This window comes from Syntrophotaleaceae bacterium (assembly GCA_041390365.1).
Taxonomy (GTDB): Bacteria; Desulfobacterota; Desulfuromonadia; order Desulfuromonadales; family Syntrophotaleaceae; genus JAWKQB01.
The window spans coordinates 869,862-885,825 of record JAWKQB010000001.1 but is presented as its reverse complement, the minus strand read 5'-3'; the positions used below and the strand labels follow the sequence as shown (position 1 = coordinate 885,825).

The window sequence follows — 15,964 nt, the reverse complement described above, 5'->3', positions numbered from 1 at the left end:
TGTTTTCATCCTTGAAAAGGAAACAGCTTACTTACGCGGAATCTCCTTTCAGGCGGATTCCGCGCAATCGTAGAGGACGATCGGCTTGGCTTTCTTCAGGATGACATCTTCGTTGATCACAACCTCCTTGACCCGGTCCTGGGAAGGGATGTCGTACATGACATCCAGCATGGAGTTTTCCAGGATGGACCGCAAACCGCGGGCCCCGGTCTTTCTTTTCAGGGCTTCCTTGGCAACGGCCTCCAAAGCTCCATCGGTGAACTTCAGCTTCACCTTCTCCATTTCGAAGAGCTTCTGATACTGCTTGATCAGCGCGTTTTTGGGCTCGGTCAGAATCTGCACCAGAGCGTCCTCATCAAGCTCCTCGAGAGTGGCCACGACAGGCAGACGACCGACGAACTCCGGAATCAGCCCGAACTTGATCAGATCCACCGGTTCGACCTTGTTGAGAATCTCGCCCAGGTTGATGTCCTTCTTCCCCTGGACCTCGGCACCAAACCCCAGAGTCTTCTTTCCGCATCGCTGGGAGATGATCCCTTCGAGACCGGAAAAAGCCCCTCCGCAGATAAAGAGGATGTTGGAGGTGTCGACCTTAAGAAACTCCTGCTGCGGATGCTTACGGCCTCCCTTGGGAGGAACGCTGGCCATAGTCCCTTCTATGATCTTCAGAAGAGCCTGCTGAACCCCTTCGCCGGAAACATCGCGGGTGATTGAGGGGGATTCGGATTTGCGGGCGACCTTGTCGACCTCGTCGATGTAGATAATCCCTTTCTGCGCCTTTTCCAGGTCATAATCGGCCGCCTGAAGCAGATTAAGGATAATATTTTCGACATCCTCGCCCACATAGCCTGCTTCGGTAAGGTTAGTGGCGTCAGCAATGGCAAAAGGCACATTCAGGAGTTTTGCCAGGGTCTGGGCGAGAAGGGTTTTGCCGCTTCCGGTCGGGCCGAGCAGAAGAATGTTGCTCTTCTGCACCTCGATGTCGCTGGTATTGGCACCGGCGGAATATTCCACCCGCTTGTAGTGGTTGTAGACAGCGACGGAAAGGACTTTCTTGGCCGTTTCCTGGCCAATGACGTAGTCATCGAGAATGTCCTTGATCTCGGATGGCCGGGGAAGCCTTGAGGTATGGCTGGCTGCTGCGTCCTCGAGCTTGGCCTCTTCCGCGATGATGTCCTTGCACAACTCGATGCACTCGTCACAGATATAAACAGCTGGACCGGCAATGAGTTTCTTTACATCATCCTGTCCTTTGCCGCAAAACGAGCAGGTCAGATAACCTGATTTCTCATCATGTTGACTCACTGGCTTGCCTCCGCGTTTAAAAGTCAGGCTTTTCTCTCTACCGTTCCATCTACGATACCATACTTTTCCGCGGCGTCGCTACCCATGAAGTAGTCCCTCTCGGTATCGGCCGAGATCTGCTCGATACTCTGGCCTGTATGCTTGGCCAGGATCTGGTTCAGGGTTTCCCGCAGCCGCAAAATTTCCTGTGCATGGATACTGATATCCGAAGCCTGTCCCTGAAAGCCACCCAGGGGTTGATGTATCATGATCCGGGCATGGGACAGGGCATAGCGCTTGCCCTTTGCTCCTGCCGCAAGGAGTACAGCGGCCATGCTGGCGGCCTGTCCGACACATATGGTGGATACGGGAGCCTTCAGATACTGCATGGTATCGTAGATGGCCATGCCCGAGGTCACCACACCGCCCGGAGAGTTGATATAGAGATGAATATCCTTTTCCGGATCTTCAGATTCCAGAAAAAGCAGTTGAGCGATGATCAGATTCGCCAGATGGTCCTCGATGGGCCCCCCAAGGAAAATGATGCGGTCTTTCAGCAAGCGGGAATAGATATCATAGGCTCTTTCGCCGCGACCTGTCTGTTCCACTACAATGGGAATGAGGCTCATAGAATCTCCTTGTCGTCATCAAGAACCTGATTAATGTTTAGCCTTCCGATTCTTCGCTCTTGACCGGTCCTTCCACCATTTCGATGCTGGCATTACCGGTGAGGAAATGAATGACCTTCTCCTCGCCCAGCTGAGACACGAGACCGCGCCGGCGGGATTCGTCGGCATAGAAGTTCAATACCATTTCCTTGCTGGCGTTGTTCTTTTCAGCTATTTCTTCAAGTTTCTCCTCAATTTCAGATTCTTCAACCTGAATCTTTTCTTTCAGGGCGATCCCCTCGAGAATCAGGCTGCCCTTGACCTGCTTGATGGCGATTTGGCGATAGATATTTCTGAACGACTCCGGAGTCAAGCCAAGGGCCTGCATGCTCATGCCCTGGGACTGCATGCGATTCTGCAGGTTCTCGAACATGTATTCCAGCTGCTGCTCGATCATGGACTCGGGAAGTTCGAAGGGGTTGCGCTCCACCAGGGCATCGATGAGATGGTCCTTGAAATCCCGTTCGATCCGCTCGGCTTGCTGAACCTGAAAGGACTCGGCGATTTTCTCCCTCAGATCGGCCAGCGAGGCAAGACCGAACTGGGCCGCGAATTCGTCGTTGAGTTCGGGCAGAACTTTTTCCCGGATTTCCTTGATCCTGACCTTGAAGACGGCATCCTGGCCGGCCAGTTCCTTTTTGCCGTAGTCGAGGGGAAAGGTGACCTCGATCTCGCCTTCCTGACCCTTTTTCATCCCTGTCAGCTGTTCCTCGAAGCCGGCAATGAACGTCTTCGACCCGAGTTCCAACTGATGATTCTCTGCCTTTCCGTTCTCGAAAGGCACACCATTGATGAAACCTTCGAAGTCGAGGACGACAATATCCCCTTGCCTGGCTTCATCCCTATCGGCATCCACCATGGTGGCGCTGCCGGCCCGCATCTCCTCGAGGCGGTCATCGATCACCTTTTCATCGACCTTAAGGGTTTCTTTCTTTAGGTTCAGACCGATATAATCCTTCGGCTCCACCTCGGGCCGCACCTCAACCTGAGCCTGAAAGGTAAAATCTTTGCCCTTTTCAAGGCTTCCGGCATCGGTTATTTCAGGACCGGAAACCGCGGCGATCTTATGATCGGCCAGCGCCTGATAGAAGCTTTCCCGGATCAGTTTTTCAAAAACCTGGGATTCCATCTGTGAAGCATACTGCCGTTCAAGGATCTGCCGTGGTACTTTGCCGGGGCGGAAACCTTTCACCTTGGCTGTTTTCGCGATCTGCTGATAGGCCTTTTCGATTTCCTCACCGACCCGGGCGGCAGGCACATCGAAGGAGAGCTGCTTCTTGACACTGCTGATATCTTCTACCTTGACATTCATCGCTTCTACCTCACACATGGATTTAAAATCTTTTACGAATCACTTTACAAAAGTTGTCGCTGCCTGCGCTATCTTTTTTGACAGCGGGCACCCTGGATTTCCAAACTTTACTGGTATCACTGATAGGACCGGAAAAAGGGAAGAGTTGGTGCGAGAGGGGGGAGTCGAACCCCCACGGTTACCCGCTGGATCCTAAGTCCAGTGCGTCTGCCAGTTCCGCCACTCTCGCATCAGATTTAAGCAGGCCCGGGAACCTCCTCCGATGCCTGTGGAAACGATTCCGGAGCCTTTCGTCGGATTGAAGATTCAGGAGTGTCAAAAAGTGCCCATACCGCTAATCGGTGAAAGAGATCGGGCAAACCTTCCGAGCTCAGAATAAACAAAAAGCCCGTCCGCACTGACCCGGCCGCCGATCCTGAGATCGCGACCCGCGGCATTCCGGAAGACGGGCAGTAGAGTTGAAATGGGGTGAGTGAAGGGGATCGAACCCTCGACAACTGGAGCCACAATCCAGTGCTCTGCCAACTGAGCTACACCCACCATGAAAACTGCAGCAGTTTACAAAACCGCCCGATCTTTTGTCAACATCAAATTACCCCTTGCAACCTGTTTCCCAGAACCTCAAAAAACGTCGCTACAACGGCATGTTGGCGCGCCAGCCAGGACTCGAACCTGGGACTCTCGGCTTAGAAGGCCGATGCTCTATCCAGCTGAGCTACTGGCGCCGAACCACTTTTCCGTTCCCGCTAAATTGCGGGAACGGACATGATTGACTGGTCGGGGCGAGAGGATTCGAACCTCCGACCCCCTGTGCCCAAGACAGGTGCGCTACCAGGCTGCGCTACGCCCCGAAGAGGGCCCTTTTAACATGCACCAACCAAAAAGGCAACCTCTTTTTTCCGCCGGTCGGGAAGGGAACTTGACATCCTTTCGGTATTGCGATAAGGTCCCCACTGAAATTAATTTGTATTCGAATGATTCTGACAGAAACTAAATACTCCAACAGGTTCAGGTTCAGGAAGATGTCCGGAAATCACACTCATTATTATGTAGCTCCAACTTCAGGGGCCCAGAACAAATCAGCCGGCGTTTGCGAATCCCGGATTGTTCGATCCCTCCGCCGCATCGTTCGCGGTATTGAACTCCATTCCCGAAAACTGGTCATCGATCACCAGATTACCGGCCCCCAGCTCGCCTGTCTTCTTGCATTGCAGGCCGAAGAGCCATTGACGGTTAAAAAGCTTGCACAGCAGGCATTCCTGAGCCCGAGTACGGTAGTCGGTATTGTTGATCGACTTGAAGAAAAGGGCCTGGTAAAACGATGCAGAAGCTGCAACGACCGGCGCTCGGTATTCATTACCGTCACCGAGGCGGGGCATCGGCTGCTGGCAGCGGCACCCTCCCCGATCCAGGAATCTTTGACCCATGCAATCAAGGGCTTGCCGGAAGAAGAAATGGTGGCTATTACCATCGCCCTCGAAAAAGTGGTCGACCTGATGGAGTCTTTCGATTGCAAAGGGGATCCCCCCCCTTTAAAAGCGAGCAACAACGGGATTTCCGACGACGTTTCCCTTTAACCCGGGATCCCCAGGCGGGAAGGACGTACCCGCCCTACTGAACTACAATTCCATAACCCGGAGAAAAGATGTCTATTTACAACCAAAAGCAGCAGAATATCGCCGAGAAAATTGCCTCTGAGAAGGTCGGCCTGAACGACTGGAAAAACTGGTCCTGGCAACTCCAGCACTCTATTGAGACTATAGATTGCTTTGAGCAGCTTTTAGGATGCCGTTTCGAGGGTTCAGAGCGCAAATCCTTGAGCAGCACCCTGGAAAAGTTCCCTCTTTCGATAACACCCTACTACCTTTCCCTGATCGATACCGCCGATTTCCGCCACGACCCCATTTTCAAACAGGCCTTCCCCTGTCCAGCAGAACTTCATATCGACCGGCGGGACATGAGCGATCCCCTCGCTGAGGAGATGGACAGTCCTGTGCCCGGCATCACCCATCGCTACCCCGACCGGGTTCTCTTCCATATCAGCAATGTCTGCTCCATGTACTGCCGCCACTGCACACGCAAGCGCAAGGTGGGGGACAGGGATTCGATCCCGGGGCCGGAGGAAATCGAACAGGGGCTCGCCTACCTGCGGAAAACCCCTCAGATCCGCGACGTTCTGCTATCCGGCGGCGACCCGTTGATGCTGTCGGACGACTATATCGACTGGATCCTGACCGAGTTGCGCAAGATCCCCCACCTGCAGATCATCCGCATCGGCAGCCGCATGCCCGTAGTCCTGCCCTACAGGATCACCGACAGTCTGGTTAAAGTTCTGAAAAAGCACCACCCCCTGTGGCTCAACACCCACTTCAACCATCCCCGGGAAATCACCTCCTCTTCCCGGGAGGCCCTGGCCAAACTGGCGGATGCAGGCATCCCCCTGGGCAACCAGACGGTGCTGTTGGCCGGGGTCAACGACTGTCCGCGGATCATCAGGGCCCTGGTTCACAAGCTGGTGGAAAACCGGGTGCGGCCCTATTATCTCTATCAGTGCGACCTTTCCGAGGGCCTCTCCCACTTCCGCACCCCGGTCGGCAAAGGTGTCGAAATCATGGAAAGCCTCATCGGCCACACGAGCGGATTTGCGGTTCCCACCTATGTCATCGATGCACCCGGCGGCGGCGGCAAAATACCTTTGAACCCGAACTATCTGATTTCCCTCTCCACCAACAAGGTGGTTCTGCGCAACTACGAGGGGGTCATCACCACCTACAAGGAACCGGACAGCTACGAGCCGATCTTCTGCAACCGCAAATGTGCAGACTGCAAACTCCAGCTTAACCTGGAGGATGCCGAGGAAGTGAATACGACCGGTATAGAAAAGCTGCTGTCCGATTCCTGCGACACCATCTCCCTGACCCCCGAGGACAATTACAGACTGGAGCGCCGCAACAATGCCTGATGTGATCGAAACCCTCGGCCAGTCCCGCATTCAGCACGGCATCTATAATGACCGGATCTATCTGATGAAGCTCTCCAGGAAGGATCTCCCAGAACTGCTGCCAAGGCTGGAAAGACTGGCGCGGAACCGCAACTATAGCAAGATTTTCGCCAAGGTCCCGGAATCGTCCAAAATGCGCTTCGCTCGCGAGGGCTATGTTGCCGAGGCCTCCATTCCGAATTTTTACCAGGGCCGGGAAGCCGTGGTGTTTTTCGGCAAGTATCTGCAGGAGGACAGGCGCAGGGAAAAAAAGAAGGATCTGGTGAAAAAGGTTCTGGCCACGGCCAAAGCCAAGGCGGGGAAATCCAAAGGCCTCCAACTTCCGGGCTCTTTCAGGGCCCGCGCCACCCGCAGCAAAGATGTCGAGGCAATGGCCGAAGTCTATCGCCAGGTTTTCGCCACCTACCCCTTCCCCATCTGGGATCCGTCCTACCTGAAGAAGACAATGGAGGAGAACGTCGCCTATTTTGGCATCTGGGAGGGCGGGAAGCTGGTGGCCCTCTCCTCCGCCGAAATGGACCTTGCCGGACAGAACGCCGAAATGACCGACTTCGCCACCCTGCCCGAGTACCGGGGCCAGGGCCTGGCCAATTACCTGCTGGCCGAAATGGAGGATTTCCTGGGCGAAAAAGGGGTCAAGACCGCCTACACCATCGCCCGCGCCTACTCCTACGGCATGAACATCACCTTCGCCAAGCTCGACTATGAGTACAGCGGCACCCTGACCAACAACACCAACATTTTCGGCGGACTGGAGAGCATGAACGTCTGGCACAAGCCGCTGGAGCCGGCAGATTGATACCCAGACAAAAATACCCCACCGATGGCAGGGGTATTTTTCCGGAGAAATTTGAACAATGGGATAAGCGGCTCAATAAGACCTTTACTTGAGCCGTTCTTTTTTATCCAACTTGGATCAACGCCGGTTTGTCCTGCATGGGCGACCGACCGCTGACGGCCACTTGCATGGAAACGATCCGGGAGAGTGCCACGGCCTCGTTCCGAGCCTATTTCCATTTAGTAAGAAGTCCCCCGAATACCCCCCGAACAGAAGAAAATTCTCCATGAAAGGATTCCATAAGCTGTTTACGATGACCTGGCAGATATCTTGCTCTAAGAACGGGGAGTTTGCGTGAGGGTTTTTCTCGTTTCGGCATTTGGGTCGGCAATCCCGGTCGTATGGCCGCTTTGGCACAGGGGGAAAGAAAGAAATGCGAATTCGGAAACGGAGACTGTCTGTTTTTAGAGACGATTTAGGGTGCCTGGTTACCGTGATTTGCCTGTTGCTTCTGGCTGGTTGCGGAAGCGGCGGTTCGTCCTCATCAACCGGAGAGGCTCCGGCGGCCGGGGTCAGTGAAGGTGTTTTCCTCGACGCACCGGTGGCCGGGCTCTATTACCAGACGGAAAGCCTCGACGGATATACCGGAACAAATGGGGTATTTCGTTACCGCGACGGGGAGACAGTCGCCTTTTACTTACACAACCTGCTGTTGGGAGAGGCCATGGCCGATGCCGTTTTGACGCCCCTCGATATCGTGCCGGGGGCCAAGGACGAGACCCATCCGAAGGTGACGAATCTGTGCATCCTGCTGCAATCCCTGGATGAGGACGGCAATCCGGATAACGGCATCGTCCTGTCCGAGATGGTTCATTTCGCCGTCGAGGGCCGTACGATCGACTTCAATCAGCCGACCGCCGAGTTTATCGCCGACCCGGCGTTGCTTGGCCTGCTGCAGGAACTGAACGCCAGCGGTGCTTTTACCGATGGCAACAGCCGGGAGTTGTGCACTGTCGAGCAGGCGCGGTCCCATTTTCGGGCCAGCCTGGCCGATCTCGATCGGGATGGGGACGGTTTTTCCCCCGATCAGGGGGACTGCAACGACAATGATGATGGGGTGAATCCGCAAATTGCGGATGTCTGCGGCGACGGGGCCGACCAGGATTGCAGCGGCGCCGACGCCATCTGCGCGGAGGGCGAAGGCGAATTCGAAAGCAGTCTGCGGGCGCTGATCAACGATTACCGGGAGCAGAACAGCCGCGGGCGCCTGGCGGTCGACAATCTTCTCAACGACCTCGCCCGGGAGCACAGCGAAAACATGCAGGCGAGCGGAGTTATGAGTCACGACGGATTCAACGACCGATACAACCGGTCCGGTTACCGGACCTGTGTCGAAAACGTCGGCTGGGGCTATTCGACTCCGCAAGCCATGTTCGAAGGCTGGCGCGGTTCTTCCGGCCACAATGCCAATATGCTGAACGGCGGGATCGGTTGGGCCGGGATTTCACGAGTCGGGTCCTACATCACCTTTTTTGCCTGCGGTGATTAATCGTCGTACCGGGCACAATCGGATGCTCCCTCCGCTTAGGACCAAAGCCCGGCTTTCCCAGGTCAGCAACGGGCACCTCCGCGCTGCCTTCCTTGCGCCCGGGGATCTTCCGCCCCCTCGCAGGGCATGAACGTCCGGCACAAACCGCCGGATTCGTTGGAGGGGTGATTCCGGTTCATCAAATAAAGATCTCCGGTGTTTTCGGCGTGCTGCAGTTTTCCTGCAGCATCAGGCGCACTTTCTCGACCCAGGGATGGGTGAAAAAGCGAGCCTTTGCCTCACATGCTTTGACGCAAGCACAGCACAGGATGCAATGATCGGCTTTCGTCGCAACCGACTCGGTCACGGCAATGGCGCCTGCAGGACAAGCTGCCGCACACCTCTCGCAGAGAGTGCATCGTTCACTATCTGTCTGCGGGGTCATCACTTCGAAATGCCGGCGCTCCTTATAAGGTCGGTTGCCCGTGATCTCCGGGGGGCGAAAATCCCCCCTTTCGATCTTCGCCGCAACCTGCTTTCCAAACTCTACCGCCCCCTTCAGATCCTCGGCATGAGGCCTGCCGGCCGCTATGGGGTGGGCCGGGGTGGAGAAGGAATGTTCACCGATAAAAGCCCCGGCAGCTATCACATTGAAGCCCTTGTCGACGGTTAGATCCTGCAGCTCGACGAGGGCATCCTCGAATTCCCGGTTCCCATAAACAGCGACAAGCACGGCGGGTATCCGTTTTGCGGTGATCGCCTGCAGGCGGTTCAGGCAGAGTTCCGGGACCCTGCCGACATAGACCGGTATGCCGATAACCGCCACGCCGTCCTTCAGGACGCTTTCGCATGCAGACCGGGTCAAATCGCAACGGACAATCGTTTCAGCTCCCAGCCCTTGAACAATCGCTTCGGATATTTTCCTGGTCGTGCCCGTGGGTGAAAAATAGACAAGATGAACGGTCGATATCATTGACTCCTCCTGTTTGCCTTCATAACACGGCAGGGTTTTTGTTATCTGCCTGCATAAGCACCAAACTGCCTCGGTCCACCCGGGACAAAGCAGAAATGTAGTCACACTTGACCCGCAACAGGAAAAAGACCCTGTCATCGGCCAGCGGCAACAAGGTCTCGAAGTTACCCTGACCTTTTGAAAGGATCACATCGGCATCGGCATAGATTTGTTGGAATTCTTCCGTGGTTTCGGAAAGGATCGTTCCGGGATAGACGCTGCCGCTGGAAATGGTTGTGACGATCCGATCAAGTCCCACCGCCTCGGCGTCGGCCAAGGTGGCGTCGTTGATAATGGGCTTGTCGCGAAGCGCAGCCACGACACGAAGGCCGGGGTAATCGCGCTGCAGCTGCTTTATGAACAGCATGTCAAAAACAATCTCGCCGCAGTTATCGCAGAGATACAGAAGCGTCAAGGCCGTTTTCAAGGACTGTTGGAACGGTTCAAAATCGTAGCGTTTAAAAGAAGCTTTACCAAGAGACCGAAGCTCTTTGTCCACATCCAGGGAACCATGGTCTTTGGCTCCGAAATCAATGATGTTCCCGGCTGCCGCAATCTGCAGCCCGGTTTCAAGAGGCGAAAGACTGGCCTCCATTTTTTGCTGGATGGTGTCGACATAATCGAGGGCCAGGTGGTTGGAAATTTCCTTCACTTTGGCATAGATATCAAAAAGTGAAGACTCACCCTTTTCCGCTAGAATAGCATCTGCCACTCGACGCACTACGTGCTGGACAAGGATGGCTGTGGTTCTCGACTCCTCGAGCCCTGCCTCGGCCACCTCGATGATTCTCCTTGTCTGTTCATCATTCAACCCGGCGAATCGGCAAGCCGACAAGGCCTGATTCAGCACGCAGGGAAAACAGTCCGGTGGAATGCCTGGAGGTTGTATATTTTCAAAAAGACTCATTTTTTCCCCTTGAATCTCATGGTCTCCGCAAAAAACACTTTCGTCCCTGCGGCAGTTTGGGTGAAAAACTTATCGCAAAAATAGCGGATCCGCCCTTTTCCAAGGAAAGCATCGGAGAAATTACCCGCAGGATGCGATGAATCGTACTACAGCTCTGTCAACCATCCCTTGCCCTGCCTAACCGCGCCCTTCTTCATGGCGTCGAGAAAACGCGACCGCAGGGCGTCCCTCATCAAGGCCCTTTTCACACTTGGCAGTCGCAGAAAACCGCCGACCAGGCCGCGCAGGAATTTATGGGTGAGGCTTTCCGGGTTGTCGAAAAGCTGGTTCTGCAGGGTACCCCTCTCGAGGCATTGCAGCAGGATGCGCTCGAAGGTGGTTTCGGGATGGATGACCCGCTGCTGGCGCTTATCCAAACGGCAGGCGCCCGGATTGCACTTGAGGGCACAGACCCCGCAGCCGAGGCATATGCCGGTGTCGACATGCGCGATCTGACGTGTTTTGCCCTGCTGTTGTCCGGCGGATGCCGGAACCATGGAGATAGCGTCGATGGGGCAGGCCTCCGCGCAGAGACCGCAGCCGACGCAGAGGTCGGCATCGACGGCGGCGATGTAGTTGGAGGTGATCACGCAGTGGGGATAGCCAAGGAGACGGATGCCGTTGAGGGGGTGACAGCAGCATTTACAGCAATGGCAAACGAAGGTGATGTTGCGTTGCACGTTGTCGGCATTAAGCACCAGGCCCAGGTCGCGGGACCGGGCGAAATGGTCGCGCATTTCCGAACGGGAAATCTCTTTGGCCAGGTTGTGCCGGATGAGATAATCGGCAGCCGAATCGAAGCTTGTGCAGCTTTCCAGCGGCACGTCGCATTCCTTGGTGCCGGTGTGCAGGTGGGTGTGACGACAGCTGCAGATGCCGATGGCGAATCTCTCGGCCGCCGCCAGAAGAGCATCAACCTTTTCGTAATCGAGAACCTCCAGGTATTCCCCCTCGCGAAAGGCCTCTTCGTGGGGCAGGGAGCGCAGGATCGAAACCTGCTTGTCCTCGGCAAAGTTGTCCCTGGCGAATCCCCGCTCTTCGGAAAGATACTGCTGGAAGAGTCCGGCCAGCTTTTTGCTGTCGACGTCAGGACCGATGCGCATCATGGAGAATTCGAAAAGACCGACGACCATCGGCGAGGGCACGTAGCGATAGCCGTCTTCCACCCAGAGATCGAGAACCAGCCCTTTATCGGCCAGTCCATCAAGGAGCGTCCTCAGCCGATCCTCGGGCAAGCGGGTGAGCCGGCCGAGGCGGTCCAGCGGCGTCAGCGAATAGGGCATCTTGACCACGAGTTCGGCCTCTTCGGCCGAGTAGAGTTCTTTGAGGATGGCGTAAAGGGTATCGTTCCAGGGGGCGCGCACGCTGAGATTGTCGACTTTTTCTCCGAGCCGTCGATAAAGATCCTTGCCAACCAGATGTCCCATGCGGTCCTCCTTCGAATGGGCTTTTCTGTCCCGCTCTACAATTCACCATAGTTTCCCGGTCCCGCCACTCCTTGTATAATCATCTCAACTTGCAAAATGCAAGCGAATATACCGACACCGGAATAAACGGGATGGATAGTGAGGACCCACAATGATGGAATGGATCTTTCTCAGCGGTTACCTGCTGGTCTTCCTGGCCGGCTCGGCTCTCGCCTGGATCAACCTGGCTCATCAGAAGCGTTGTTCCCGCAGCGTTCCTCCGGAGCTCGTTGGCCGATTCGACGAAGACCTTCTGAAACGGTCGCTGGCCTATTCTTCGGCCAAGACTCGACTGGCAACGATCCAGTCGCTGACGGAAACGGCGCTGCTGGTCCTGTTTGTCTTCGGCCCCTGGCTGCCCCTCTACGATCGGCTGACCCTGCAGGCGGCGGATTCCTTCGTGATCCACGGAACCCTCTTTTTTCTGGGCTTGCTGTTCGTCGACCAGCTTCTGGCCATCCCCTTCGGTTTGTATCGTACCTTCATTCTGGAAACCCGGTACGGATTCAACAGATCGACCCCGGCCCTGTGGTGGATGGACCGCCTGAAAACCATTCTTCTTTCCCTGCTGCTCACCGGCCTGCTGGCTGCCGGCTGTTTCTGGCTGGTTCAGGCCAGCCCAGAAGGCTGGTGGTTGTGGGTCTGGCTGTTTGCGGTTTTTTTCTCCCTTTTCGTTCTGGTCCTGTCCCCCCATCTTATCGAACCGCTCTTCAACCGCTTCAATCCCCTGGAACGGCCTGAGCTTGAACAGGCCATCGAAACCATGGCCGCCAAGGTCGGGGTCAGGACTGAAAGGATCTTCCAGGTCGACGCCTCGCGACGCAGTGGCCATGCCAATGCCTATTTTACGGGACTGGGACGTCAGAAGCGAGTGGTCCTCTTCGATACCCTTCTCGAGCAGATGGATGCGGAGGAAATCGTTGCCGTGCTTGCGCATGAACTGGGTCATTGGCGGCATAACCACCTGGTGAAGCATCTGCTGAGCACCGCCGCTTTCACCCTGGGCGCTTCCGGCCTGGCCTTCTACCTGCTCAACCGGGGTGGACTTCCGGGTCTGGTCGGTCTGGAAACGGCTTCATTTCCGGCCCAGGTTCTGATCCTGTCTCTTCTGGCCTCGATCGTCGGGTTTTTCCTCACACCCCTGAGCAGTTGGCTGTCGCGCCGACATGAATGGCAGGCGGATCGCTTCGCTTCGGATCTGACCGGACAACCCCGCAGGCTCGCTTCGGCCCTGATCCGACTCGCCCGAAACAATCTGGCCAACCTCTGCCCGCATCCCTTCTACGCCTGGTTCTATTATTCTCATCCCCCGCTGATCGAGAGGGTTCGCGCATTAAGGACCGACCCAAAAAATCCCTAGCCGGAGCATTTGACCTGCGCCGACATGGTTATGATTCCCCCCCCCCCCCCGTCAGCAGGGATGCCCGGGGCGGGGAGCACATGGCGGCGGTATGAAAACGATTGCAGGCAATCCCCCCGCTGCCAATCGGGTCATGGTCGGTCTATGCACCGGGCGGCCAAAGGTATCGGGGTTGCCAAAACCGGAGATTACTGCCGGGCCAAATACATTCTCATTTGCGCCTCCTTGTCCTCGATCGGCTCACCCGACACATCCACCAGGGCCTTTTTTACCGTTCCGGTAAAGGCGAAGGGCGGTTGATAGTCGGTCATGACCGGGGCCCCTGTATCGGCACCAATGACGACACCCGCCGATAACCCCAAATTTAATGGAATGGTCACCGGCAGTTCTCCGCCCCCTACCTGCCGGCCATCGACGAACAACTTGATTTGCGCCGGGACGCCCTTCCCCCTGGCGATGTCGGGATCTCCCGTCGGGATGAATTCGAAACTGAAGATGTGGTCGCCCGCGGGGATAGAGTCGTCCGACTGAACCTTGAAATACCGTTCGGCGACGTAGTTGTAGCCGTAGGTGAGCTTGCCGTTTTGCACGTAGAAGGAGAACCCGCCGTCAATGCCCCCCATGGAAAACAGCACCCCCTCCGCGCCGCCTTCGGGCACGCCGGCATGCACCGACACCGAATGAGGCACATTCACCAGACGGGGGGCGGCATTGGGGGGCACCATCTGGGTTCCGGGATAATACACGTAATGCTTCCGATCGACCGCGATTTGCGGCCGGGGGTCGGCGAAACGCAGAGTTCCCCGGCTGTCGATGGGCAGCACATCGTATTTGCCGGCCTCGACATACCACATGCCAATCATGGCGATCAGTCTGGCCCGTTCCTTTTCGGCAAGATTGACGGTTTCGGTGAAATCCTCGTCCATGTTGTAAAGTTCCCAGCCTCTTGCATCGAGTTCGATGAGTTTGTCGTAGTCGATCGGGGCGCCGAAAGGCAGACCGGACTCGGTGAAGGAGGTTCCGGGCCAGGGGCATACGGCACGCCACCCGTCATGATAGAGGGAGCGGTGGCCGAACATCTCGAAATATTGGGTGACATGCAGGGCCGGCGCCCGGGCGTCATCGAAGGAGGATTTGAGACTGTGCCCCTGCAGCGGCGATTGGGTCACGCCGCGAATCTGCCCGGGGGGCTCGATGCCAAAGGCGTCGAGCACGGTCGGCACCATGTCGATGGCATGGCAATACTGACTGCGGATCTCCCCTCGGGCCTTAATTCCCCTGGGCCAGCAGACGATAAAGGGATCGGAGACGCCGCCGCGGTAGGTCTCGCGCTTCCAACGGCGAAACGGCGTGTTGCCCGCATGAGTCCAGCCCCAGGGGTAGTGGTTGAAATATTTCGGACCGCCGAGATCGTCGATCGCTGCCAGGTTCTGCTGGAGATCGTCCGGCACGTTGTTGAAGAACTTGCTTTCGTTGACTGAGCCATGCGGTCCGCCTTCGGCACTGGCGCCGTTGTCCGAAATCACCATGATCAGGGTGTTTTCGTACTCGTCCAGCTCCTTGAGGAAAGCGATCAACTCCCCGATGTAATGATCGGTGTGCTCCAGAAAACCGGCGTAGACCTCCATCATCCGCGCATACAGGCGCCGCTCGTCGTCCGGCAGGGTGTCCCAGTCCTGCACGTCGGGATCGGGCCGGGACAGGTTCGCGTCCTGCGGTACGATGCCCATCGTCTTCTGCTTTTCGAACACCTGCCGGCGATACACCTCCCATCCACCGTCGAATTTGCCCTTGTATTTATCCGACCATTCCTTTGGAACGTGATGCGGGGCATGCATGGCCCCGGTGCAGAAGTAGAGGAAGAACGGCTTGTCGGGAGCGACCTGCTTGGCGTCGGCGATCATCGCCTTGGCCCTCGTGACCAGGTCGGGGGTCAGGTGATACCCTTCCTCGGGCGTATTTTCCGGCTCGATCTGGGTGTTGTCCCGCACCAGTTCCGGGTAATACTGATTCGTATCGCCGCCGAGAAATCCGTAGTAACGCTCGAAGCCCCGGCCCAAGGGCCAGCGGTCGTAGGGCCCTGCCGCCGACGTCGCCTCGGACGGCGTGAGGTGCCATTTACCGACAGCGTAGGTGTTGTACCCCTGCTGCAGCAGGATTTCCGAGAGCATGCCGTTTTCGAAGGGAATGTAGCCGTTCCCGCCGGGATAGCCGGTCGATCCCTCGGTGATGCAGGCCAAGCCGTTTGAATGGTGATTGCGGCCGGTGAGGATGCATGAGCGTGACGGTGAGCAGAGAGCCGTGGTATGCATGTTGTTGTAACGCAAACCGTCGGCAGCCAGTGCATCCAGGTTGGGAGTGCTGATCGGACTGCCGTAGCAGCCCAGCTGGCCGAAGCCGGTATCGTCAAGAACGATGAACAGGACATTGGGCGCATCCTCCCGGGCCCGATTGGGCGCCGGCCACGCTGGCTCGGACACATCGAAGGTACGGCCGACGACTCCGGAAAAGGCTTGTCCGGGCTTATATTCCTTGAGCGGCATAATGACCCCCTCTCTGTTGTGAGAATCGCGGTTCATGCGTGTCGCCAGACATGAAGATCTCCTGGC

At 56.5% G+C, this 15,964-nt stretch carries 12 protein-coding genes and 4 tRNA genes; 5 read left to right on the top strand and 11 right to left on the bottom strand.

What is annotated here, in order from left to right; translation table 11 throughout:
* Window positions 1-48: 48 nt before the first annotated feature.
* From clpX to R2940_04160, 7 genes are all read right to left on the bottom strand, one after another.
* A complete protein-coding gene (gene clpX, locus R2940_04190) occupies window positions 49-1,305 on the bottom strand; it encodes an ATP-dependent Clp protease ATP-binding subunit ClpX (protein MEZ4598971.1) in 1,257 nt (418 codons plus the stop codon).
* Window positions 1,306-1,328: 23 nt separating this feature from the next.
* Entirely contained in the window at window positions 1,329-1,913 is a 585-nt protein-coding gene (clpP, locus tag R2940_04185; GenBank protein ID MEZ4598970.1) for an ATP-dependent Clp endopeptidase proteolytic subunit ClpP, read from the bottom strand.
* A 37-nt stretch (window positions 1,914-1,950) separates the two neighbouring features.
* Entirely contained in the window at window positions 1,951-3,264 is a 1,314-nt protein-coding gene (tig, locus tag R2940_04180; protein MEZ4598969.1) for a trigger factor, read from the bottom strand.
* A 146-nt stretch (window positions 3,265-3,410) separates the two neighbouring features.
* Window positions 3,411-3,493: transfer RNA gene (locus R2940_04175), tRNA-Leu, on the bottom strand.
* A 235-nt stretch (window positions 3,494-3,728) separates the two neighbouring features.
* Window positions 3,729-3,804, bottom strand: a tRNA-His gene (locus R2940_04170).
* A 108-nt stretch (window positions 3,805-3,912) separates the two neighbouring features.
* Window positions 3,913-3,989, bottom strand: a tRNA-Arg gene (locus R2940_04165).
* Between the two features lie 49 nt (window positions 3,990-4,038).
* Window positions 4,039-4,115, bottom strand: a tRNA-Pro gene (locus R2940_04160).
* Between the two features lie 171 nt (window positions 4,116-4,286).
* Here R2940_04160 and R2940_04155 point away from each other — a divergent pair.
* From R2940_04155 to R2940_04140, 4 genes are all read left to right on the top strand, one after another.
* On the top strand, window positions 4,287-4,841 hold the full coding sequence (locus R2940_04155) for a MarR family transcriptional regulator (protein ID MEZ4598968.1): 555 nt from the start codon (window positions 4,287-4,289) through the stop codon (window positions 4,839-4,841).
* 68 nt (window positions 4,842-4,909) lie between these two features.
* Window positions 4,910-6,226, top strand: coding sequence for a lysine 2,3-aminomutase (gene ablA, locus R2940_04150; protein MEZ4598967.1), 1,317 nt, complete (start codon window positions 4,910-4,912; stop codon window positions 6,224-6,226).
* Window positions 6,219-7,064, top strand: coding sequence for a putative beta-lysine N-acetyltransferase (gene ablB / locus R2940_04145; protein MEZ4598966.1), 846 nt, complete (start codon window positions 6,219-6,221; stop codon window positions 7,062-7,064). The genes ablA and ablB overlap by 8 nt, the downstream gene beginning before the upstream one ends.
* Window positions 7,065-7,536: 472 nt before the next feature.
* Window positions 7,537-8,592, top strand: a complete 1,056-nt coding sequence (locus R2940_04140) for a CAP domain-containing protein (GenBank protein MEZ4598965.1) — start codon at window positions 7,537-7,539, stop codon at window positions 8,590-8,592.
* 178 nt (window positions 8,593-8,770) lie between these two features.
* On the opposite strand, the gene R2940_04135 is transcribed toward R2940_04140, so the two are convergent.
* From R2940_04135 to R2940_04125, 3 genes are all read right to left on the bottom strand, one after another.
* Window positions 8,771-9,544, bottom strand: coding sequence for a 4Fe-4S binding protein (locus R2940_04135; GenBank protein ID MEZ4598964.1), 774 nt, complete (start codon window positions 9,542-9,544; stop codon window positions 8,771-8,773).
* Between the two features lie 19 nt (window positions 9,545-9,563).
* Window positions 9,564-10,490, bottom strand: a complete 927-nt coding sequence (locus tag R2940_04130) for an ARMT1-like domain-containing protein (GenBank protein MEZ4598963.1) — start codon at window positions 10,488-10,490, stop codon at window positions 9,564-9,566.
* A 146-nt stretch (window positions 10,491-10,636) separates the two neighbouring features.
* A complete protein-coding gene (locus R2940_04125; GenBank protein MEZ4598962.1) occupies window positions 10,637-11,956 on the bottom strand; it encodes a 4Fe-4S binding protein in 1,320 nt (439 codons plus the stop codon).
* Window positions 11,957-12,107: 151 nt separating this feature from the next.
* Between R2940_04125 and R2940_04120 the strand changes: the two genes are divergently transcribed.
* Window positions 12,108-13,355: a M48 family metallopeptidase gene (locus tag R2940_04120; protein MEZ4598961.1), complete on the top strand. Its 1,248-nt coding sequence runs from the start codon at window positions 12,108-12,110 to the stop codon at window positions 13,353-13,355.
* Between the two features lie 188 nt (window positions 13,356-13,543).
* Here R2940_04120 and R2940_04115 read toward each other — a convergent pair whose 3' ends face one another.
* The gene (locus R2940_04115; protein ID MEZ4598960.1) at window positions 13,544-15,934 is read right to left on the bottom strand and encodes an arylsulfatase; all 2,391 of its coding nucleotides are present in this window, start codon (window positions 15,932-15,934) and stop codon (window positions 13,544-13,546) included.
* Window positions 15,935-15,964 lie beyond the last annotated feature (30 nt).